This is a genomic window from Iodobacter sp. BJB302, assembly GCF_002735645.1.
GTDB lineage: Bacteria > Pseudomonadota > Gammaproteobacteria > Burkholderiales > Chitinibacteraceae > Iodobacter.
The window spans coordinates 42,410-64,826 of the sequence record NZ_PDZG01000021.1 but is presented as its reverse complement, the minus strand read 5'-3'; the positions used below and the strand labels follow the sequence as shown (position 1 = coordinate 64,826).

The window sequence follows — 22,417 nt, the reverse complement described above, 5'->3', positions numbered from 1 at the left end:
CCGCTCTGGTCAGCATGTGCGGGATTTCCTTAGCGACTGGCAAGGTCGGCTGATGGTTGACGGCTATGCGGGCTATAAAGCGCTGTTTAGCACGGGCGTAACCGAACTCGGCTGCTGGGCGCATGCAAGGCGCAAATTCTATGAGCTGTATGAATCGAACCAAAGCCCGATTGCCGCCGAAGCGCTGCGGCGCATCGCGGCCCTGTATGCACTGGAAAGCGAGATTAACGCACTGGATTTAACCCCAGAGGCACGGATTGCCGAACGGGCCAGACAGCGTTTGCTCGAAGCCCGACCACTGCTGAACGAGTTCAAAATGTGGCTGGATCAAATGCTGCTCAAAGTTGCCCCCAATAGTGGCTTGGCTAAAGCGCTGAATTACAGTTGCAAACGCTGGGATGCATTGGAGCGCTATAGCGAGGACGGCCTCAGCCCGATCGACAACAACCCCGTTGAAAATGCCATCCGCCCGATTGCCATTGGCAAGAAGAACTGGCTATTTACCGGCAGCGAACAGAGTGGCCACCGTGCCGCCGCGATCCAAACCTTACTCGGCACCGCCCAACTAAACGGGATTGAGCCGCTGATGTGGCTGACAGAAACATTAGAAAAACTCCCGACTTGGCCCAATAGCCGAATTGACGAGCTGCTGCCCTTTGTTAAAGATCAGAACCCACAAGATAACGAAGGCTAAAGCAGCTGGCTAGGTGGGAGGGCTGAGCGCTTACCATGCAGACTGGCGTTTTCATATACGTGTTCGCAGTGACTACGCCGTTGAATATGCAGGACACTATTATTCTGTGCCCAATAGACTAGTTCAGCAAAAGGTCGATATTAGGGCAACAAGATGCGTTATTGAAATCTTTCATAACCACCTCCGCGTTGCCAGTCACGAACGTAAGGACAATACCCCAGGCTTTAGCGTACAGAAGGAGCACCAACCACTCAATCATCAGTTTCATGCAGATAGTACACCTGAAGCACTTACAAAATGGGCGCTAACAGTGGGGCCCGCTGTCACTACTCACATTCATTATCACCTTCATGAACGTCCTGATCCAGTAAACGGACAAAAAGCGGCCAGTGCGCTACGTCGAGCTGCACAGCAACATGGGAACTCTAGATTGGAGGAAGCATGTGCATACGCAATTACGCTCAAAACCTTTGCATTAAAAAGCCTGCAGTCAATCTTACGTGAGCAGCCTGATAAACGTCCCAATCAACAATTATTAACAAGCTCTATTCCTGTCGTTCACGCCAATTTGCGTGGCGCTGAATATTTTTCTTCCGCCGAGGTCAAGCATGCTAAACCAGCAGACACTGAATAATTTTGAGCTTCTGAAACTCCATGGGATGGCGAAAAATTATCGGGAGCAATTAACAACACCCACGTTACAAGCGCTCTCATTTGATGAACGTTTAGGGCTAATGTTAGATCGGGAGCTGATTGAACGAGAAAATAAGAAAAGCCAGCGTCTACTTAACAACGCTAAATTACAATACCCTGCCCACTTAGAGGACATTGATTACAGCAGCACTCGCCGGCTAGATCGGCAACTGATCAGTAATCTTTATGGTTGTGGATGGATTGAGCGGAATCAAAACATATTCATAACGGGTGCAACAGGGACAGGGAAAAGCTGGCTTGCTTGCGCGTTTGGAAGTCAGGCTTGCAGACAAGGTTTTTCTGTTAGTTTCAAACGTGCTTCTAAACTTTATGAAGAGCTACATATTGCAATGGGTGATGGTTCTTTACCTCGATATCGAAGTGCATTAGCTAAGGTACGATTGCTAATTATTGATGATTTTGGGCTTGCTCCCATTGAACCGACAATTGGCTATACGCTGCTTGATATTGTCGATACACGCATGCAAGCAGGGTCACTCATTATTACGAGCCAACTATCGAGTGATCATTGGTATGGATTGTTTTCGGAAACCACTCTAGCAGAAGCAATACTCGATCGTATTGTTCATCAAGCTCATCAAATACAACTAGCAGGGGAATCGATGCGAAAGTCAGTAGATAGCAATAAATAGCAATTAAATCGCTTGAATATGCCGTTCACTAAATAAAGTGGGCGGCATTTTTTATTCCCCAAATGGCCAGAGGAAGTGCTATTTTCGTGGGTCTAAATACCTGACTAAAGTGCCGGACTATTCTAACCAGCACACTGGCTCAACTTAACCGGAACAGGTGGCCTTTCTAATCAGCGGGGTGGCTCAACTTAATCGGAACAAGATGTCAACGTTATCGGTCCCTGCAACCAGCCATTTTGTGGTAAAGGCAGGCGTTGCTGAAAGCGTCACAGTGCTGCGCTGCCTTGCCCTCAAGCGCTCAACGCCCGCCGCAATGCAATCAAAGCCTTCTTTTGTGGCGGCGTAGAGTAATTCACCTTCGGGGCTTAAATCAACTTTGCGCGTTTGGCGTACAAAAAGTACGCAAGACAAGCTGTCTTCCAGTATCCGAATTTGATGGCTGATCGCTGTAGGGCTGACGGAAAGCGCTTCTGCTGCCAGCTTAAAGCTTTTTAAACGTGCTGCAGCCTCAAAGGCCCGCAGGGCAGAAAGGGAGGGGAGTCTGGGTCTCATCTTTAAATAATACATGAATATAAATCAGCTATAGCAGCAAAATTACTCGTTTGTAGCGCCGGATTAATTGAAACAAACTAAGGCATGAATGAATTTAATCACTGATTGGAGTTTTAAACATGCCGACCCTATTACACCTTGATTCAAGTGCGCGCAGTGGTTTTTCCGGGGAAGATGCTCATGGCTCGCACACCCGGCGCCTCAGTGCCCGGTTTGTGAAGCAATGGCAAAGCCAGCATCCTCAGGGGCGAGTAATTTACCGCGACCTTGGGGCCACGCCGCCTGCGTTTATTACGGGGCAATGGATACATGCAGCGTTTACGCCAGCGGAAGCTCGTGAGGCGTGGATGCGCGATGTGTTGGCGGAAAGCGATCTGTTGATCAGTGAGTTGCTCGCCGCCGATATCATTGTGGCGGGTGTGCCGATGTATAACTTTGGCCCGCCTGCGCAATTTAAGGCGTATATCGACAATATTGTACGGGTGGGTGTGACTTTTGGTTTTGATCGCAGCCGTAAAGGCCAGCCCTACTGGCCCATGCTGAGCGGGCAAGCTAAGCGGCTCGTGTTGTTATCTGCCCGTGGTGATTTTGGCTACGATTCAGGCGGGCGATTAGCAGCAAGTAATCATGTGGAGGCCGCTGTGAAAACAGCATTTGCATATATCGGCATTACCCACACAGAGAGCGTGGCGGTTGAATATGATGAATTTGCAGACGGGCGTTTGGCACAATCGCTCAGGCGGGCGGAGGAAACTGTGGACGATTTAGCCCGGCAAAAGGCTAGGGCGGAGCCTTTGTTTTTAGATTGAAAAGTGTATGTTTGTGCTGGCTGTTTGAATTCATAAAGCCTTGCCAAGGGGGCCAGGCAAGGAAAAAAATCGAAAAGTAAGTGTTCTTTACATAAGTGGCTTTAGCTGCGGCAGCAGTGTGGATACCGTTTTGCAGCTAAAGCCACGCCAGTAGAAAGGGGTATTAAGCTGAGCAGATTAAATGGCAAGGTGGCTTGCTTATTATTCTACATCGCTTATTTTTGTTTCCTGCTTTGATATTATTTCAGATACTTTTTTAGTTTTTCTAAACTTGCGTATCAATAAAACAATCCCGGCAATAATCAGCCATAAAGGCCAGATTTTCGTCAGCTCGATACTGGCGTCCAGCCCCCAATACCAGCCTGATTGAATCGCTTTACCCAGACGGTAGAAAAAGTTTGGGCGGGCTTGTTTGATGATGGCTGCTGTATCGCTGACTTCGGTTTGATTGATCTGTGAGGGCTGATCCAAAAATAAAGTGATTTTGCTGAATGCCACCTGATCGGCAAATTCTTTTTCCAGAATAATGGCATGGTCTCTGGCTTGTTTGCTGCTGTCTTGTGCATCAATTGCAATGGCTTTGTCTTCTGCATTGCCACTGCTTTTGGCTGCTTTGCCCATTTGGCTTTGCGTTTCCTGATTGCGGCGAATGCCCAACCTTTGTTTTAACAGCTCAAATTGTGCATCTTGTGCGAGGAAAGTACGCTCATTTAAAAAGGTGATTTGCCCGGCAATCTGGCGCAGAAAATCCTGGGTTTTTTCGCTGGGCACTCGAATAATCAATGCGCCATTTACGGTGTATTCAGTGAGTTTTAGCTTTTTATTATCGCCAATCTCTTCAAAGTGAATTTGGGCAATTTCAGATTTGATGGCATTTTTTTCAACAAAACCACCCAGCTGAGCGGTGATATCTTCAATAATCAGCGCAGATTTATATACATCTTTCACTTGAAACTTAGCATCGGCCGTGCGGATAAACTGGCGGGTGCTGTCGCTATAGGTGTTTGCGCTGGAGCTAAGTTGTTCTTTGCTGCTGACCGGGGAGCTTTCTGCCGCTGATTCGGTCGCGCTTGCTTCGGCAGGCATGTCGCCCATTTCTTCTTTTTTACCGCAGGCACAAAGCAGAACAATGGCAAGGCAAAGACAGAGTGGTTTGATCTGCAAGGGGGGATTTCCTGAGTGTAGTTTGTGCGGTTTTATTGCGGGCTGACGCACGGCATACATGTATATTAATTGAGTTGAAAATAAAACGGCAGCGATTTTTAAGCGTGTATCTTCAGATGGATGCAGGCAATGATTGATCGCGGGGAAGGGCGAGTGAAAAGGGGCTTTGCTTCTTTGAAAAAAGAAAGCAAAGCCCCTCTGCATTTTAAGCTTTTAGCTTTTATTTACCGCTGGCGATGCGGTTTTGAATGTTCTTAGCGCGATCAGCAGATGCCGGGTGCGAGCTCAGCATGCTGTGCTCGCCGCCACCCAGTTTTTCCAGCTTTTGGAAGGCAGTGGCTAAGGCTTCGCGGTTTAGTTTTTTCTGTGTTAACACATCAAAAGAGAAATTATCTGCGTCTGATTCTTGCGATTGCGAGAATTGAGCATTGATCAGGCCTTCAGTAAATTCGCCTAAATCAGAGCCATTGAGCTGGGCCACGGTGGCATTGCCGGATGAGCCCGCTGCGGTGCGTGCTGCAGCAACCGCGTAGGCGGTTTGCATGGCTTTCTTGGAGTGGCCCAGGGCCACATGGCCCATTTCGTGGCCCACTACACCGATAACTTCATCGTCTGTCATTAGATCCATCAGGCCGCTGTATACGCGGATACAGCCATTGGCCATCGCCCATGCGTTGACATCGTTTGTTAAATACACTTTGTAATTAACAGGCTGGCCGTTGATCTCTGTGCCCAGTTTTTTGGCAATCGCATCCATGCGCTTGCTGTATTTGTTTTTAGCCGGTGCAATTTTTGATTCTGAATCGCTTTGTACGCAAGCCTGGTTCGCCAGTGATTTAACATCTGTGTCTGAAAGGGTAGCGGCTTGCAAAGCTTGCTCACCCGCCTTGATCAGGCCGCCAATATCAAAAGCAGAGGCAGCAGGGGCTAATAAACAGGTAAACAGGCCGGTAAGGGCGATAGAGCGCAATTTCATTTAATACTTCCTTCGTTAAAATTTGGTGCATTGCCCGAAGCAATTGTTTTGCAATCGGGCAGGCATTGATACAGCGCGATGGATGATGAGGGGAGCAACAGGTTTTTTGGAGACGAACGCGCGGCCCTGTGGGGCGGGCTGTTGTACTGCAAAAAACAATGGCTTGCCAAACGTCACACCGCAATCTTGATGGCATAATTTGCACGAGGGTGCTTTATATCGCTGTAAGTATGCTCTTGTATATAAATTAAGAACATTACTGTTTAACTTACAAACAGGCGAAATGACGTATGAATTTATTTCAAATGGCTTGCATTGTTTTTAATGTGCTGATTTTTTAATCCCTTTGCAGCCGTCCTTGCTCTTATTCACACGACTTAATCCGTGTGTTTTGATGTTTTGTTCAGGCGCAGCTGATAAGCAGACCCTAGAAACAAGGTATATTTTGCCGCAGTTTATCGGGTGGATTAAGCGGCCGCTGCAGATAAGCTGCTATGCAGATGCTGCAGCTCTTCTTTTCTGGAAATGGCAATATGCATGCAGGCTTCTGTCATTGCGATGACCAGCTTAGGGTCTAGGCTTTTAAGAAAATCAAGCGAGGACAGCTCGCCGGAGAAAAAGCGCTGTGCCTGTTTCCACGCCTGGAATGTGCCCTGATGCCCTAAGCTGCGGTAAAGAAAGGCCGTAAGGGGGGAGGCATTGAGATCCAGCTCGGTTTCTTCTGAGCGGCCCTGCTCAAAAACCTGCAGCAGCTCTGGCCTGATATCAAGCGCATTGTGCGGCGGGGGCAGATAATCTTCTGCACGCTCTGGTTTAGTGCCACTGCTGCTGTGAATATCGCCCAAAAACATGGATACAGGGCAATCTCCGCCTGTTTCGACGGCCATTGCCTCAATCAGGGCAATAGAGGTGAGTTTTGCCGCCAGAAAATCGCAGGAAAACATAATATTGTTATGCGCAGCTTTACTCAGGCGCTGATATTCTTCGGTGTCCGGAATGCCGGCATACTGGTGAAATACAACGTCAGCTTTTAAGCCGTGCAGAAATTTTTCCATTCTGAGTAAGGCCATCCGATAGTCTTGCAGGGTGTAAACACCAACCGCGTTGAGCGGGGTATTTGATTCCTCAATCAGCAGCCATGTAGATGATAAAAACTTGCTGGGGTTGGCTTCGGCAAAGCCGCCTACATCCACATTGCTTAATCTGATCGCTTCATGCATTACTTCAGCCACATATGCATCGCATTGTTCGTCATCCTTTATCTCAAGCCGTTTTTTGCATTGCTGCCTGATTTTATCTTCCAGCAGCCCGCAGCCATTGGCGTCTGTTTTCCGAAAAGGAATGGTTGCTTCAATACAGGCCACAATGGCGATTAAATCACTCAGAGGCAGATAGGGTTTTAACAGCCTGACGGCCACCACCGCGCTTAAAAATTCATTCATACCGCCATAGAGAGGCAGGGCCTGATAGGGCTTGAAATTAAAAATTTCCGCGCACAGGGTGGCAAGCGGGTCATGGCTCATTTCTTGCAGAATAAACCCGCCATTTTCGAGGTGGCACACTTTGCTGAGCAAAGAATGGGTTTGCTGGGGAAAGCAGCCATCCAGCTGGTAATAGACTAAATCATGAAACAGCGCGGCCAGTTTGGGCCTTGCACTCAGGCCTTCACAAAGCTCGAAAATATGCATGGAGGTGTGATATTTGCGGGTTCTGTTTTCCATGGCGCGGTGGATTAAAATCGCCAGCCGCTCTATATGCGGCATGGGCACATCAGCACCCAGCCGGGTAAAAGCATCGCTGAAAATTTGAATAAAACGGTTGATTTTTGCGGTGCTCATATAGACCTCTATTTTTCTGTCATAACAATTAAATCGCCATGCTCTCCCCGGTTTAGCCTTTGCTGATGCAGCAGGACTAAGGGATCGTTGGGGTAGCGCCGGGCCATCTCGTTAAACTGGCTGATTGCATCCGGGGATTTTTGAGCCATTGCCTGATAAGCGTTTTCGTAAGCTTCAAGCCCGGCATAGTCTGAGACGCGTGTCGGGGTGAGTGGCTCAAAAACCTGCAATGCCTTGTTTTTTCCTTTAAGGACTAAACGTCCAACCGGGCGGGTTTGCGCATCCGGGCAGCCGGATAAGGTGGCCTCGGACAGGCAGATATGCGTGCCCAGATGTTTGTTTACACTTTCTAAACGAGCTGCGGTGTTAACTGGATCACCCAGAGCGCGATAGTCAAAAATCGTTGAGCCACCAAAGTTGCCCACAATCACCTCGCCAGAGTGAATGCCGATGCGGGTCAGGCCAAAGCGCAGCCCTTTGGCGTTGAGTGTTTTGGAGTAATCACTGGCAAATTCATCCATTTCTAATGCACAGCTTAAGGCGCGGGCGCGGTGGTCGGCCTGCGGCACGGGGGCAGAAAACATAATGGCAACTGCATCGCCCACAATCCGGTCCAGCGTGCCCTCATGTTTAAACGCGATGGCAATCATCTGGTCTAAATAATCATTGAGTAAGACCACGGCCTGAGCGGGATCGATGCTTTCCATCAGCGAAGTAAAATCGGCAAGATCGGTAAAAATAAAGCTGCATTCCTGCCGCCGCCCGCCTAAAGCCATTGAATCCGGATGTTCAATCAGATGGCTGACGCGGTTTGGCGATACATAGCGGGAAAATGCCTGCTTAACCCAGCGCTGTTCCCGCTCGCTCATCCAGTGGTGCAATAGGCTGCCCACAATAAATGTGGCAGCAAAAACCAGTGAAGGTGTCACCGCGTTAATCAGTAGTGCGTATTCGGTAAACGCATACCATGCGCCCAGCTGCAGGCATAAAAGTAAGGCTGCCGTGATGCTGGCGGCATGCAGTGCACGGGTTCTGACGGCCATCAGACCGATGGCAAGGCATCCCGCCATAGTGGCCAGTATCTCGGCCACCCTGGCCCATGCAGGGCGTTGCAAAATATGGCCGGAGCTGATTTGCTCCAGGAGCTGAGCATGGGCCTCTACGCCGGGAAGGATACGGCCAAGCGGGCTAAAACGCAGATCCATCAGCCCTTGGGCCGAGCTGCCCACCAGCACTATTTTGCCTTGTAACTGCTCTTTAGGAATTTGCCCGGAAAACAGCTTCCATGCAGGTAAATAGCGGCTGGGGCTATAGGGGGCGTAGTGCATCCAGACTTCACCATTTTCGGTGGTGGGGATGGTATAGCGGCCAATTCGTATTTCGCTGATACCCTGGCCATTTTCCCGCGATTTTAAAATATAGTTTTTTTCGCCCTGAGCCACGCGCAGGATTTCTGCATCCAGTGAGGGGACAGATTCGTTGGCAACACGCAGCAAAAGTGGAATACGGCGAACCACACCATCGCTGTCGGGCACAAAATTAAGCGCGCCATTGCCACTGGCGGCGCTTTCAAACTCTGTGCGGGCCAGGATGGCGCTTTGAAATGAATGCAGCCAGCGCTCTGGCTGCGGCCCGGCGTAAACATAGCGAAAAGGGCGGGCAGGTAAGTGTATTTCTTCCTGAGGCGGCTGCTCGCGCTGTACCGTAAAGCCAAGCACAACCGGGGCTTTTCTGATGCTTTGTGCAAACATCTGATCATGATCGGGAAGGGCTTCAAGCTCGCTGCGTAAGGGGCCATTAAGCGCCCAGAGATTGGCCATGGCGCGGGGTGTAGTGCGGTCTGCTTCTGCAAACACCACATCAAAGCCAATGGCGGCTGCGCCCGCGCCATGCAGGCGGTCTGTTATTTCGGCCACTTGTTTTCGTGGCCAGGGCCATTGGCCCAGGCGGGCAAGGCTTTCATCGTCGATATCAATAATGCGGACTGAATCATCCGTATTTTCTCTGGGCGACCAGCGCTGGTACTGATCAAACATATTGTTGCGCAGCGATTGCAAAAGGGCTGGGTCTGCTAACAGCAGGGTTAAGCCCAACAGGGCTGCTGCAAGCGGAAGAAAAACGCTGAGGCGCAGAAGTGATCTATTGTTCATATAAGCCTGATAGTGTTTTTCTTACGCTAATCGCTTGGTTTTTAGTAGAGTGGCACAATAAAAGTGCTGCTGCCCTAGTAATTCAGATTAGTACTGGCCTTTCTTTATCCTGAATTTTATTTGTAGAAAACAGATAGGGCTGCGACGAAGTAATGCTGCTCAGATCCGATGGAATACGGCTGTCAGCACTGAGGGAATATGGACAATCAATGCTTACAAATGCATGTTAAGCTTATGGTATTTAAAGCTTTTCCATCAGAGAAGGAGGAAAAAGTCATGTTTAAATTCACTTTTATCTGCGGGTTGTTATTATCCTCTGCTTTATGGGCGGCTGAAACGCCGATTGCTTATGTTAAAAATGTGAGTGGCGAGGCTTCTGTGACGACGGGGGGTAAGGTGGTGAAAGCCGAGGTGGGCACAGCCATTATGCAGGGCAGTGTATTAAAAACCGGGGCTAAAAGCAGTATGGGGCTTACTTTTAAAGACGAAACCATTATGTCTTTTGGCCCGGATACCCAGCTGACCGTGGATGAATACCTCTATGCACCTGCTCAGGGCAAGCTTAGCCTAGTCAGCATGATGGCAAGAGGAACCATGAACTATGTCTCTGGTGTGATTGCAAAATTGCAGCCAGATGCCGTTGCTATTAAAACACCCGCCGGTATTATCGGTGTGCGGGGTACGCAATTTGTAGTTAAAGTCGAGGAATAATGTATGCGCTTGAATCAGCTGAAGGGATTTACGGGCTCTGTTTTATTGTTTGTGGCGGTTTTGCTACAGGGCTGTGCTTCAAACTCTTATATTGTGCTGCTGGAAAACCCAAATGGGCACACAGGAGCGGTGCAGGTAAAGGGTGAGCAGGGTGAACAGCTGATTAATATCGCAGGCTATGGCGCGGCTCTGGATGGATCAGAAACGCCAGCTGCGGTTGATGCAGAAAAGATTCAGGAAGACTTTGGCGATGCAATGGCGGCGCGGCCTAAAATTCCTAAGCATTTCTTATTGTATTTTCAGGTTGATACCATGCTGACAGAAGAATCTGAAATGCTGCTGCCGGAAATCATTGCTGAAGCCAAAAAATGGCCGGCGGTAGATATTTCTGTGGTGGGGCATACAGATACCTTGGGAAGTGCGGCCATTAATGAAGAGCTGGCTCTTGTAAGGGCGAATTTAGTAGCAGAGTGGTTAAAGCAAAAAGGGCTTGAATATCACGCCCTGACGGTTGAATCGCATGGCGAGCGCAATTTGCTGGTGATGACGCCTGATGAAACACTGGAGCCAAGAAACAGACGGGTTGAGATTTCAATTCGCTGATGATTTTAGTTTTTTAGTCGAACAAAAAAAGCCCGCAGATGCAAAGCGGGCTTTTTTTTGTGGTGGCTTTAAATGCAATTACACCGAAGGTAACAGACCTAGCAGGCTGAAGTGGTTGTAAGCCGCGCGGCTGATCAGGGCCGCTGCTTTTTCGATATCGGGCGCAAAGTAGCGGTCTTTATCGTAGAAAGTCACCTCGGCACGCAGCAGCGCTTTAGCGGCTTCCAGCTTATCGGAGGCCTTGTTTGGCGCTCTGAAATCTATCCCCTGGCAAGCTGCGAGTAATTCCACCGCCAGAATGCCTGCGGTGTTTTCGCTCATGTCTTTAAGGCGGCGCGCAGCAAAAGTGGCCATGGAAACATGATCTTCCTGATTGGCCGATGTTGGCAGGCTGTCTACCGATGCGGGATGAGCAAGCGATTTGTTTTCAGAGGCCAGCGCAGCGCCCGTTACCTGGGCGATCATAAAGCCCGAATTCACGCCGCCGTTATTCACGAGGAAGGCTGGCAATTTAGACAGATTATTGTCAATCAGCAGAGCCATACGGCGCTCAGACAAGGAGCCGATTTCGGCAATGGCCAGTGCCAGATTGTCCGCTGCAAAGGCCACTGGCTCGGCGTGGAAATTGCCGCCAGATAAAATCACATTGTCGTCAGAGAAAACCAGCGGGTTATCCGATACGGCATTGGCTTCTACTAATAATGTTTCTGCCGAATTGCGGATTTGCGTCAGGCATGCGCCCATCACCTGTGGCTGGCAGCGCAATGAATACGGGTCTTGCACCTTGCCGCAGTTGGCATGGGCTTGGGCGATTTCACTCGTTTCTCCCAACAAGTCACGGTAAAACGCCGCCGAATCAATTTGCCCTACATGGCCGCGCACAGCATGAATGCGGGCGTCAAAGGGTGTGCGGCTGCCCATGGCGGCTTCCACTGATAAGCTGCCTGCAACGGAGGCGGCGATAAATAAGTCTTCAGCGGCAAATAAGCCTTCCAGCGCAAAAGCGGTGGATGCCTGTGTGCCATTCAATAGCGCCAGGCCTTCTTTGGGGGCCAGCACGATAGGCTCTAAGCCCGCCGCTTGCATGGCTGCCGCGCCAGTCACGCGTTTGCCATCCACAAAGGCTTCGCCTTCACCAATTAAAACCGCACTCATATGCGAGAGCGGGGCTAAATCGCCCGATGCGCCGACCGAGCCTTTTTGTGGAATAACCGGGTAAATCTGATGGTTAAACAGGGTAATCAGCGCTTCGATGACCGAGCGGCGAATGCCAGAGAAACCGCGTGCCAGCGAGTTGATTTTCAGCGCCATCAACAAACGCACCGTGCCATTTTCCATTGGCTTGCCAATGCCTGCTGCGTGGGAAAGCACGATGGAGCGTTGCAGCAGCTCCAGCTCTTCTGTAGCGATTTTGGTGCTGGCTAAGAGGCCAAAGCCCGTGTTAATGCCATAAACCGTACGCCCTTCAGTCAAAACTCGCGCCACGGTAGCGGCGGCTGCGTCGATGCCTGCATGGGATGACGCATCCAGGCTAAGGGTGATGCTTTCATCACGGGCAATCTTGCGTAAGTCTGCAAGCGTTAATTGGCCCGGCTTGATATTGAATGTGCTCATTGTGTGATCCAGTATGTGTTTTTATGGGGTGCTGCGTAGAACCCAAATCTTTAACCACGGAGGACACAGAGAACATGGAGTTACATGGAGAAAACCAATGATTGGGCTAATGTAATCAGACTTAGTCCCTGCTCCTTATGTTGCGGCCGACTCTAAAGCGCTCTAGATTTGAAAATACTCAAAACATATTAAGAAAGCCGCAGCTTAAACTCTGTTTTCCTCTGTGGAACCCTGTGTTCTCCGTGTCCTCTGTGTTTCAAGGTTTGGGTTTTGCTGCAAACTACTGCTATGTCACTTCAACATTGGCAAATCTAAGCCCTGTTCTTTGGCGCAGTTTTTGGCGATGTCGTAGCCTGCGTCGGCGTGGCGCATGACGCCGGTGCCGGGGTCGTTCCACAATACGCGGCCCAAGCGTTTGGCAGCGGCGTCTGTGCCGTCGGCCACAATCACCACGCCTGAATGCTGAGAAAAGCCCATGCCTACGCCGCCGCCGTGGTGCAGCGACACCCAAGTCGCGCCACCAGCGGTATTAAGCAGCGCGTTCAAGAGTGGCCAGTCGGATACGGCATCCGAGCCATCCAGCATGGCTTCGGTTTCACGGTTGGGCGAGGCCACCGAGCCAGAGTCGAGGTGATCACGACCTATCACGATCGGGGCTTTCAGCTCGCCGTTTTTAACCATCTCATTAAAAGCCAGCGCAAGGCGGGCGCGATCTTTTAGGCCTACCCAGCAAATACGCGCTGGCAAGCCTTGGAAGGCGATGCGTTCACGCGCCATATCCAGCCAGTTGTGCAGATGTGGGTTGTCCGGGATCAGCTCTTTGACTTTTGCATCGGTTTTGTAGATGTCTTCCGGGTCACCAGATAGTGCTACCCAGCGGAAAGGGCCAATGCCTTCGCAAAATAATGGGCGTACATAGGCGGGTACAAAGCCTGGGAAGTCGAATGCGTTGGTGACGCCTTCTTCCAGCGCCATTTGGCGGATGTTATTGCCGTAATCCACCGTTGCCGCGCCACGCGCTTGTAAATCCAGCATCGCTTGCACTTGCTTGGCCATCGATTGTTTGGCGGCCTTGGTCACGCCAGCCGGATCGGATTTCTGTGCCTCACGCCATTTGGCAATATTCCAACCCTGAGGTAGGTAGCCGTGTACGGGGTCGTGCGCCGAAGTTTGGTCGGTGACGCAATCTGGGGTAATGCCACGGGCGACCAGCTCGGCAAACACATCGGCCGCATTGCCCAAGAGGCCAACAGATACCGGCTTGCCGGTTTCTTTTGCATCGGCGACGATGGCCAGCGCTTCGTTCAAGGTGGTCGCTTTGCGGTCTACATAGCGCGTCTTCAGGCGGAAATCGATGCGAGTTTCATCGCATTCCACTGCAATCATCGAAAAACCAGCCATCGTTGCAGCCAGTGGCTGCGCGCCGCCCATGCCGCCCAAGCCACCAGTCAACACCCAACGCCCCTTGGCTACACCGCCAAAATGCTGCTTGGCCATGGCCACAAAAGTCTCGTAAGTGCCTTGCACAATGCCTTGGCTGCCGATGTAAATCCAGCTGCCTGCGGTCATCTGGCCGTACATCATCAGACCTTTTTTATCTAACTCGTTGAAGTGCTCCCAATTGGCCCAGTGCGGCACCAAATTGGAATTGGCTAGCAGCACACGCGGTGCATCGGGGTGCGATGGAAACACGCCAACCGGTTTGCCTGATTGAATCAGCAGCGTTTGATCGTCTTCCAAGCGGGTGAGCACTTCCAGAATCTTATCAAAGCATTCCCAATTGCGCGCCGCACGGCCAATACCGCCGTAAACCACTAAGGATTGCGGATACTCGGCCACTTCGGCGTCGAGATTGTTCTGAATCATGCGAAAAGCGGCTTCAGTCAGCCAGCTTTTACAAGTCAGCTCGCTACCGCGTGGCGCGCGGATAACGCGGGAAGGATCATGGCGTGGGTCAGTCATTTTCAGGCTCCGGGTTGGTGTGTATACAAAAAACCTAAATCTTGAACCACGGAGAGCATAGAGAACACGGAGCTACACGGAGAAAACCAAGCGTTAGATTGGGCGTTAAAGCTTATTTTTTCTAGGGCGGGTGAAACCCGCCGAGCTTGGTATGAAACGCTACTCAATCGACGGGTTTCGCCCGCCCTACAAGTACTTGTCGCTTTTCTCCGTGAGACTCTGTGTTCTCTGTGTCCTCCGTGTTTTAAGGTGTGGGTTCTTTAATTTTTTGAAACTAAAGGTTTAAAGCTTCTGGTAATCGCCCACGCCAGTCTGGCTGCGGCTTTTGCGCCGTGGTTGTCGGTATCAAACAGCGGGTTGAATTCCACTAAATCAGCTGCGACAAGTTTTCCGCTGGCGGCAAGTAGTCGGCTAAGGTGTTCGATCACGCTGATTTCTACCCCGAAACCGGCTGGGGCGGAGACTGCAGGCATTTGCGCGGCGGGCAATACATCCAAATCAATCGTCAGGTAAACCACGTCGACCTGATCGATAAAGGTTTGCAACTGCGCCTCGGTTTCTGTCAGCTGCCATGGTGTCATCTCTGTATCGAGCCGCCACGCGGCTTTGAGCCGTTCTGCTGTAGCAAACAGAGCCTGGGTATTGGCTGTTTCTGCCACGCCCATGCAGAGGTATTGAAAATCCTGGCTACGCTGGGCGCATGCAACCGCGATCTGGGCAAAGGGCGTGCCGGAGGTGGCCTCTGTGGCTTCACGCAAATCAAAGTGCGCGTCGAAATTGACAATGCCAATGCGCTGGTTTGGGTGAGCGTTGGCAATGCCCAGCCAGTGGCCGAAAGCCGTTTCATGCCCACCACCAAGTACCAGCGACAAATGACCGGCCTGAATATTTTGGCTCACCGCAGCGGCAAGGCGCTGGTGGGCTGCATCTAAATCGCCATCCTCACAGGCCACATCCCCTGCATCGTAAAGCGGCAGAGTAGGGTGATAAGCCAGATTCGCCAGTGCTTTACGCAAAGCCACCGGCCCCGCCACCGCCCCCACCCGCCCCTGATTGCGGCGCACGCCTTCATCACAGGCAAAGCCCAGTAGGGCAATGCCTGCAGGCTGATTTGCAGCTAAGGGCTGCACGACCTGATGCCAGCGCCGCGCTGCATCGCCTTCAGCAGCATCAATACGGCCAGTCCAGACGGTCATGGTTTTTAATCCTAATCAGTAAACCCAAACCTTGAACCACGGAGATTGGGAGGACACGGAGGATCACGGAGAAAAGCATTACAAGTCAGTTTTTCTCCGTGAAACTCAGTGTTCTCTGTGTCCTCCGTGGTTCAAGATTTAGGTTTTCGTTAAAAAGAGCCTCTAAATACACGTTGCCTGAGCAGGGGCGCGCCCAGGCTGTAGATGATTTCTGCCGGATGATCGATATTCCAGACTAAAAAGTCTGCGACAAATCCGGCTGCCAGCTGGCCGTGAGTTGCTGCACGCCCCAGTGCCTGGGCTGCGTGACGGGTAGTGCCGGTGAGGGCTTCTTCTGGGGTTAAGGCAAACAGCACACAGGCCTGGTTCATCGCCAAACGGATGGAGGCAAAGGGGCTGGTGCCGGGGTTGAGGTCGGTGGAAACCGCCATCGGCACACCCGCAGCCCGTAGCGCTGCAACAGGGGGTTTTTGTGTTTCGCGCAAAAAGTAAAACGCGCCGGGCAGCAGCACCGCCACCGTGCCAGCGGCTTGCATCGCGGCAATGCCTGCGTCGTCGAGGTGTTCGATATGGTCGGCAGACAGGCCATTAAACTCGGCTACCAGCGCCGCGCCGTGCAAATTAGAGAGTTGCTCTACGTGGCCTTTTACTTTCAGGCCGTGCTTTTTTGCGGCATCAAATACACGGCGGGTTTGCGCCGGGCTAAAGCCGACGCCTTCACAGAACACATCCACCGCTTCAGCCAAGTCTTCGCTGGCGGCGGCAGGCAGGATGCGTGAAATCACTTCATCAATATACTCGTCGCTGCGGCCGGCAAATTCAGGCGGCAGGGCGTGGGCTGCGAGCAGAGTGGGAATTATTTCTACCGGATAATTTTCACCAAACTGGCGGGCTACGCGCAGTTGTTTTAATTCGTCATAAAGGCGCAGGCCATAGCCAGATTTAATCTCCAGCGTGGTGACGCCCTCATTCATCAGGGCCAAGAGGCGCGGCAGGCTTTGCGCTGCCAGGTCAGCTGGCGATAAACCCCGTGTGGCGTTCACCGTGGAAACAATGCCACCGCCTTCCGCGGCAATTTGCTGGTAAGGCACGCCCGTCAGGCGTTTTTCCCATTCCGTCGCACGGTTGCCGCCATAAACCAGATGGGTATGGCAATCGATCAGCCCCGGCGTAATCCAGGCGCCTGCCACATCAATGATTTCTCCTCTGCCTGCAAACCCGGCCAGGGCTTCAGCCTGCGGCAAAATCGCATAGATTTCTTCACCCTTAATCCATAAAGCATGACCATGGAGCGCGCCGTAAGCGGCATTGTGCTCAGGGGACAGGGTAGCAAGGCGGGCGTTAATCCAAAGCGATTCTGGAGTGTGGGTCATCATCGGCAGTCGGCTGTGTAATTGTATATACATTTACGCATTTTGCTGTTGATGTCAAGCAGGGAAAAGTCTAATAAGAGTTGATTTGTCGCTAGAAAGCAGGATGGTATGGTGCTTATTGTATAGACATATTTGATATGGGTAAGTGTCGCGCCTGCTTTGCCAGCAGGGGCGGGCATGCAGGATTTAAAAAGTCATTTGCTTGAATTGCAGGCAGATAAGCCGTGTGGAGATCTTAATTTGATTAAAAGGTGGTGCGTGCACTGAGCATAAAGCTGCTGCGGTCTTTTTGCAGGTTATACAGGCCACCGCCTGTTTTGATATATCGGAAATCCAGTTGGTGGTTTTTTTGAAAGATGGCGCTGATGCCGGCCACAGACAGGTAGCGGCCTTCTGAAAATTGGCCATCTTCAGAATAGCCTTTTGCATCGTAAGCAAAGGACAGAGAAGGCCGCAATACCCAGTTGCCGGATGGTACGGGAACATCGTTTTCGTATTTTAGCCGCCATCCCCAGGCCGTGGCGGAGACAAAGCCAGCTACGTCACATGTGGCCTGCGGGCCAGTGCAAGCAGGAAAGGCGGAGCTGGGCGCCATACCAAAGCCACTGCGGCCATAGCGTTTCTCGTAAGGATCAGGCAGATTATGGACATGTCGTATGCCTAGTTCGCCAGCAAGCGTTGCATTTGCTCCCCAAGCCGCAGGTAAAGGGGATTTTGCGCCCAAGATCCATTGGCTCATCTGAAAATCATCATAGCCCTGTGCAATATAGCCTGTTGCTGTGTCAGCAAGTTGTTTCAGGGGGCCAATGCCAAGCAATATGCCATTCAGAAAATCTGCGCCATTCCATGGTAAAGGCTGATTGGGGCGATAGCTGTATTCCAGATAAAGGCCTGCGCCGCCTTCCAGTCTCTGGCTCAGGTTCAGTCCAAACAAATGACGGTGGGCAGGGTAGGCCTGTCTGTATTGCCCTGCGATACTTACGGGCTCCGCCTTATTGGGCAGAAATACGCCTAGGCCACTGCGTTCTGCCTGAATCACGGCATTACGGCTGGTGTACTGGGCGTAAAAAACGCCTAGTGAGGACATCTCCGTTATTTTGTAATTAAAGCTGAAGCCAAACTGTTCTTCGTTCGGAATGAGATCGGTGGTTCGGGCAATATAATCCAGAGCGTTAGTGCTGGATTGCTGGTCGTTGGTGGAGATGGGTTTATTGTTTAAGACGCTGAGCATGGCCCCGTTTAAGGTTAATTTATTGCAGCCAGCCTGTGCATAATCGTTGCTTGAGTAAAAGGTTCCGCAGCCGGGGTAGGCGTTGGGTAGAAAATCAAACTGGTAGTAAGCGTCAAGAGACAGCTGCTCATTCATCCTGAGCCTGGCATAGAGTGCGGAAACGGGGATGCTCATGGTTTCTGGCAGCGGGTTGCCCCGGCGAAGACCTGCAAAATCCAGTGCGTTGACTTGTTGTATGCCGCCTAGGATGGTCGTGGGGGTGCGCCAGGGAATAACTTGCTGACCGGCCCGAAGCTCGAGCGCTTTTTGAAAGACTGTAAAGTGGCCGTACACATATGCATCGTGCAGCTGAACACCACTAAACTGGCTGAGCGTGGCAAAGCCCGAATCATTTAACGGGCCGGCAGTATAATCATTGCTGACATGCCCGTGCGGAACCGAATGATTTAACTGGCTTTGGTCATACCATGCTTTGCCACTGAGCAGCAGCCCATAATTGCCAGTCGACAGATTGGCTTGCAGATAGGCGTCCAGTACCTGAGATACCACATCACCCTGTTCGTAATTCAGATCTCCATCATTGTGAGTGGACATGCCCTTGCCACTGGTGAGTGCGGTGTCAGGGCTTTCTGCCCTGATGATGGTGCTGATTCCTAAAGCACCCTTCAATTCGATTTGAACATTGCCTGAATCAACTTTAATTCCCTCGCCCAGCCCTGAGCGCACATTCCCAAAAACAAGCTCGCCAGCCTCCGCGCCCTGCGGGGTAAACAGCAGCGATTTAAACAATAAAACAGCCATGCAGACTCGTTTTTGCACCTTGCGCACCCCAAAGTATGGTTTCCAGCCATCCACTGGTATCTGGTTTGTTTTTGCTTGGTTCGCGTCAATATTTATGGGGCAGGTTTTGAACGAGAAACCATGTGAAAACAGGATGGGCATTGTCTTCAGAGCCTGCTTCGCATGCTTTTTTGCTAAAGAGGGTGCCAGGGCTAGGGTTGGCTCAGCCTGCTGCAAACAACGTTTATTTACCATAGCTTAACAACGGCATGGCTTTATTGAGCTTGGGGATCAGGATGGCTGAATGGCTTGAGTTTTCTGAGAAGTGCTTACTTTTTTACCCTGGTCTGCGAGCGCAGTTTGTAGCTGCTGCCAGGGTGTAACAGCCTGCTGAAGCTGACTAAATGCTTATGCGACCAGGTGCGGCGCAGTACGCGCAGGCAGGGCTCGGTGGCGGCGATGTTAAGTAAAACTTGCTCGGCCACATTGGGCAGCACGGCTTCTACCGTGTGCTCGATATCGGTGAGCGGGCAGCTTTTCATCAGGTAGGCGTTCGGTGTTTCGATAGTGAAATCTTGCAGCAGATAATCCGGCGCAAAGGCGGGGTTGACGTAGCGATCTTCAATCTGGATTGCTTTATCGTTTTCAAAATGCACAATCAGCGAGTGAAACAGCGTTTCGCCGGTCACGAGGCCCAGCCAGAGTGCGATTTCATCCTGAGCCGGCTCGGCGCGCAGCAGCTCCACCGATGCGCGGTAGCGGTGGCCACGGCAGGCGATTTCTTCAGCAATATTATTGATATCCAGCAGTGGCGATTCGGCTTTGCGCTCGGCCACATAGGTGCCGTCCCCTGCAAAGCGGATTAGCACGCCTTCGCTGGCTAAATCACGCACGGCTTTATTGACGGTCATTCTGGATACGCCAAATTGCAAAACCAGCTCGGCTTCGGTGGGGATTTTTGCGCCTGGCAAAAAGCGGCGTTCGCGTATGCCTTCCAGAATAAATTGGCGGATACGTAAGTGGATGGGTTTGTTCATATCGTTATTGTAGCGTGAGCTGTGAGGATGAGGCAGGCCGTCAGCTAATACGCTGAGCGCCCTGTTTACATTGGTAAGATTTATGTATTAATTATCTTGGTCTACATTAAATAAATTTAGGTATATATTTTAAGTTATTTGTAAGAAATATGAGCCGGAGGTATTTGATGAGCACGGCATGGTTTAGCGGGCATAAGGCAAAAACAGTTGTTACAGGGCAGCATACCGCACTACACAGCCTGAGCAGGCAGCTTTTATGGGGGCTGTTGCTGCTGGGCTTGCTGCCTCTTTTGCTGACTGGTGGTTTGGCCTATCAGCGCAGTGAGTTAAGCCTCAGAGAAAAAACTGGCGTTTATCTGGCGGCACAAGCCGATGCCATCATCGATAAAATCGATCGGAATTTGTTTGAACGCTATGGCGATGTGCAAATGATTGCATTAAATCCCAATGTGCGTGGCTCCACCGGAATCACTGCACAGGCTGCGGATGCCTATGTCCGTGCCTATGGTTTTTATGACTTGATGATTGCGGCGGATATGCAGGGCAGGATTGTTGCCAGCAATACGGTGAGCGGAGACGGGCGGCGCATTGAAGTTGAAAAACTGATGGGCCAGAGTGTGGCGGAAACAGACTGGTTTAAAAAAATTAGTGCCGGTGCTTTGGGCGCCGGGCAAACATATTATGCAGATGCCCAAAAAGACCCTTTACTTGCACAGGCGCTGGGGCAGCCGGAAGTCAGCCTGTTGTTTGCGGCCCCGGTTTTTAATGCTCAGGGCAAAATAGTGCGCGTATGGGCTAATTTTGCCTCTTATGAAAGAGTAGTGGATGCCATTGTCAGCTCGGCTAAAGCGCATCTGAATCAAAGTGGCTACAAGCAGGTTCATTTACAAGTGGTGGATAAGCAGGGGCGAGTGCTGAGCGATTCATCAGGCGAGCCCTTTGGCTCGCTTGAATTGGTTAAGCGCTCGCCTGCAGTGCAGGCCCTGATCAGTGGTAATAACGGGGTGCTTACAGAAATAAACCATGGAGATGAAGAGCTGGTGGCTTTTTCTTCCTCAAAAGGAGCGCTGGGCTTTGCTGCCTATGGCTGGGGCGTGGTCGTCCGGCAGGATACCGGGGAAGCATTTGCTTCGGTAAGAGAGTTGGGCCGTATTGTGCTGTTTTCCCTGCTGATTGCCATTCCCATGGTGATATGGCTGGCGTTGATGATGAGCGGGCGGTTTCAGAGAATTACCCTGCAGCGTGAGCAGGCCCTGATCCGGGATGCCGCATTGCAGGATTTTACATCTGAGGTGCATCGCGCGCTGGAGCTGGCCGAAAATGACAGTGATGCCGCCGGAATTGTTTCTGAAGCCATTGAGCTGGGTCTGCCTCAGCGATCGACGGCTCTGCTGATGTCCGATTCCAGTACCGCGCATTTATCTGTGATGTCCCGCAGTGAAAATTATTCGGCAGAGTCTGGCTGCGGGGTGAAATCGCCCGTGCAATGCCTGGCTTTTCGCCGCGGGCAGGTGCAGAAATTTGAAGATGCCAGCGCTTTGGATGTATGCCGCTATATGCGCGGCAGAGCGGGAGGCGAATGCTCGGCCGTGTGTATCCCGCTGACCAGCATAGGGCAGGCCGTCGGCATTATGCATATTGTAGGCCCTGCGCGGCATTTGCCGGATGAAGACGAAATGCTCAGGGCAACAGCCATTGCCGCTCATGCGGGGATGCGTTTAGGGGTGCTGCGGGTGATGAGCGAATCACAGCTGCAGGCCCGCACTGATCCGCTTACAGGCTTGCTTAACCGCCGCAGCTTAGAAAATCAGGCGGCCAGAGTGTTGGCAATGCCCGAGCCTGCGTGTATTGCTTTTGCCGATATTGATCACTTTAAGCGCTTAAATGACAGCCATGGGCATGATACGGGCGACCGGGCTTTGCGGTTATTTGCCCGTGTGTTGAAAGAAGCTTTACGCCCAGGTGATTTGGTGGGGCGATTTGGTGGTGAAGAATTTGTGGTGGTGTTTCCAAACACTGATGAGGCAGGCGGCTTATGTGGTCTTGAGCGTGTAAGGGCCGCGCTGGAAGGGCGGATTGCTGTGGCGGGCTTGCCTGTGTTTACGGCGAGTTTTGGCCTGGCTGCTGCTTTTGGGCCGGTTGATTTTAGCGAGTTAGTACATATTGCAGACATGGCTTTATTAGAGGCCAAGCGGACCGGCAGAAATAAAGTGTGTATTGCAGGCAAAGGGGCAGACTTGCCCATTCATGCGGTGGATTTATCTGTAGCCAGTCTGCTGAAACCAGAGGTGGCTTTACCCAATAAGCCGGATGCGGTGATATGGCAGGAAGTGCGGGTGAAAAGTGAGTAAGAATCAGGACGTCGTACAAGCATGGGCAAA

At 51.4% G+C, this 22,417-nt stretch carries 18 protein-coding genes; 7 read left to right on the top strand and 11 right to left on the bottom strand.

The genetic code is table 11. From position 1 onward, the window contains the following. The 3 genes from CSQ88_RS09100 to istB all read left to right on the top strand — a co-directional run. Positions 1-694, top strand: a 694-nt coding sequence (locus CSQ88_RS09100) for an IS66 family transposase (protein WP_143449452.1), incomplete at its 5' end; no start/stop codon positions are given. Positions 695-707: 13 nt separating this feature from the next. Further along, positions 708-1,328, top strand: a complete 621-nt coding sequence (locus CSQ88_RS22750; protein ID WP_374700462.1) for a hypothetical protein — start codon at positions 708-710, stop codon at positions 1,326-1,328. Next, on the top strand, positions 1,303-2,040 hold the full coding sequence (gene istB, locus CSQ88_RS09090; protein ID WP_099397792.1) for an IS21-like element helper ATPase IstB: 738 nt from the start codon (positions 1,303-1,305) through the stop codon (positions 2,038-2,040). Before CSQ88_RS22750 ends, istB begins: the two co-directional genes overlap by 26 nt. A gap of 183 nt (positions 2,041-2,223) precedes the next feature. Here istB and CSQ88_RS09085 read toward each other — a convergent pair whose 3' ends face one another. After that, positions 2,224-2,592 (bottom strand): LysR family transcriptional regulator, encoded by a 369-nt coding sequence (locus tag CSQ88_RS09085; RefSeq protein ID WP_099397799.1) that lies wholly within the window; start codon positions 2,590-2,592, stop codon positions 2,224-2,226. 119 nt (positions 2,593-2,711) lie between these two features. Here CSQ88_RS09085 and CSQ88_RS09080 point away from each other — a divergent pair, with 119 nt between their 5' ends. Continuing rightward, positions 2,712-3,401 (top strand): FMN-dependent NADH-azoreductase, encoded by a 690-nt coding sequence (locus CSQ88_RS09080; protein ID WP_099397791.1) that lies wholly within the window; start codon positions 2,712-2,714, stop codon positions 3,399-3,401. A gap of 201 nt (positions 3,402-3,602) precedes the next feature. On the opposite strand, the gene CSQ88_RS09075 is transcribed toward CSQ88_RS09080, so the two are convergent. The 4 genes from CSQ88_RS09075 to CSQ88_RS09060 all read right to left on the bottom strand — a co-directional run bounded on the left by CSQ88_RS09075 (position 3,603) and on the right by CSQ88_RS09060 (position 9,529). Further along, a complete protein-coding gene (locus CSQ88_RS09075) occupies positions 3,603-4,565 on the bottom strand; it encodes a DUF4349 domain-containing protein (protein ID WP_180273605.1) in 963 nt (320 codons plus the stop codon). Between the two features lie 220 nt (positions 4,566-4,785). Further along, the gene (locus CSQ88_RS09070; protein WP_099397789.1) at positions 4,786-5,541 is read right to left on the bottom strand and encodes a M48 family metallopeptidase; all 756 of its coding nucleotides are present in this window, start codon (positions 5,539-5,541) and stop codon (positions 4,786-4,788) included. Between the two features lie 467 nt (positions 5,542-6,008). Beyond that, positions 6,009-7,379: a hypothetical protein gene (locus CSQ88_RS09065; protein ID WP_099397788.1), complete on the bottom strand. Its 1,371-nt coding sequence runs from the start codon at positions 7,377-7,379 to the stop codon at positions 6,009-6,011. An 8-nt stretch (positions 7,380-7,387) separates the two neighbouring features. Beyond that, positions 7,388-9,529, bottom strand: a complete 2,142-nt coding sequence (locus CSQ88_RS09060) for a CHASE2 domain-containing protein (protein ID WP_099397787.1) — start codon at positions 9,527-9,529, stop codon at positions 7,388-7,390. Positions 9,530-9,805: 276 nt separating this feature from the next. On the opposite strand from CSQ88_RS09060, the gene CSQ88_RS09055 reads away from it, so the two are divergent. Next, positions 9,806-10,240, top strand: a complete 435-nt coding sequence (locus tag CSQ88_RS09055; RefSeq protein WP_099397798.1) for a FecR domain-containing protein — start codon at positions 9,806-9,808, stop codon at positions 10,238-10,240. Between the two features lie 3 nt (positions 10,241-10,243). Further along, positions 10,244-10,843: an OmpA family protein gene (locus tag CSQ88_RS09050; RefSeq protein ID WP_099397786.1), complete on the top strand. Its 600-nt coding sequence runs from the start codon at positions 10,244-10,246 to the stop codon at positions 10,841-10,843. Positions 10,844-10,921: 78 nt separating this feature from the next. Here the strand turns inward: CSQ88_RS09050 and hutH are convergent, their stop codons facing one another. From hutH to hutC, 6 genes are all read right to left on the bottom strand, one after another. Beyond that, the gene (hutH, locus tag CSQ88_RS09045) at positions 10,922-12,457 is read right to left on the bottom strand and encodes a histidine ammonia-lyase (RefSeq protein WP_099397785.1); all 1,536 of its coding nucleotides are present in this window, start codon (positions 12,455-12,457) and stop codon (positions 10,922-10,924) included. A gap of 291 nt (positions 12,458-12,748) precedes the next feature. Beyond that, positions 12,749-14,419 carry a urocanate hydratase gene (gene hutU, locus CSQ88_RS09040; protein ID WP_099397784.1) on the bottom strand — a complete coding sequence of 557 codons (1,671 nt, stop codon included), beginning with the start codon at positions 14,417-14,419 and terminating at the stop codon, positions 12,749-12,751. Positions 14,420-14,679: 260 nt separating this feature from the next. Then, the gene (gene hutG / locus CSQ88_RS09035) at positions 14,680-15,615 is read right to left on the bottom strand and encodes a formimidoylglutamase (RefSeq protein ID WP_099397783.1); all 936 of its coding nucleotides are present in this window, start codon (positions 15,613-15,615) and stop codon (positions 14,680-14,682) included. 149 nt (positions 15,616-15,764) lie between these two features. After that, a complete protein-coding gene (hutI, locus tag CSQ88_RS09030) occupies positions 15,765-16,991 on the bottom strand; it encodes an imidazolonepropionase (protein ID WP_257212538.1) in 1,227 nt (408 codons plus the stop codon). Between the two features lie 241 nt (positions 16,992-17,232). Further along, on the bottom strand, positions 17,233-19,020 hold the full coding sequence (locus CSQ88_RS09025; protein WP_180273604.1) for a DUF1302 domain-containing protein: 1,788 nt from the start codon (positions 19,018-19,020) through the stop codon (positions 17,233-17,235). A 308-nt stretch (positions 19,021-19,328) separates the two neighbouring features. Continuing rightward, the gene (gene hutC, locus CSQ88_RS09020; protein ID WP_099397781.1) at positions 19,329-20,036 is read right to left on the bottom strand and encodes a histidine utilization repressor; all 708 of its coding nucleotides are present in this window, start codon (positions 20,034-20,036) and stop codon (positions 19,329-19,331) included. A 167-nt stretch (positions 20,037-20,203) separates the two neighbouring features. On the opposite strand from hutC, the gene CSQ88_RS09015 reads away from it, so the two are divergent. Then, complete coding sequence (locus CSQ88_RS09015) at positions 20,204-22,387, top strand: diguanylate cyclase (protein ID WP_180273603.1); 2,184 nt, start codon at positions 20,204-20,206, stop codon at positions 22,385-22,387. Positions 22,388-22,417: the final 30 nt, after the last annotated feature.